At 29.9% G+C, this 391-nt stretch carries 1 protein-coding gene; it reads left to right on the top strand.

The window, feature by feature from the left end; translation table 11 throughout:
* The coding region (locus SCA31_RS22580) for a sensor histidine kinase (RefSeq protein WP_410699291.1) at nt 1–298 on the top strand (298 nt) is incomplete at its 5' end.
* Between the last annotated feature and the right edge of the window lie 93 nt (nt 299–391).

The raw sequence follows: 391 nt of genomic DNA on the forward strand, positions 1-391 counted from the left end.
GCTAGAAAACAATATTGAAATCCAAATATATAGAATCATTCAAGAGTTGATGAATAATATTTTAAAGTATGCAGATTCAAGTCATGTAACTATTCAAATATTAAAGCTTAAAAATAAAGTAAATGTTCAAGTAGAAGACAATGGTATTGGCTTTAACACTAATGAACACTCCAATGGCATGGGGTTACAAAATATAAGGTCTAGAGTGAGCTCATTAGGAGGTGAAATCGATATTGATTCTGTAATTGGACGTGGAACCTATGTGAATATAGAAATACCTATAAATAGTAATATATGATAAAGATTATTATTGCTGATGACCATGAGATAGTTCTTGATGGTTTGGAATTAGTCATTAAGAATGATCCTAATATTGAGATTGTTGGACGTG

Origin of the sequence: Chryseobacterium sp. SIMBA_028 (assembly GCF_046535285.1) — a bacterium.
Classification (GTDB): Bacteria; Bacteroidota; Bacteroidia; order Flavobacteriales; family Weeksellaceae; genus Chryseobacterium.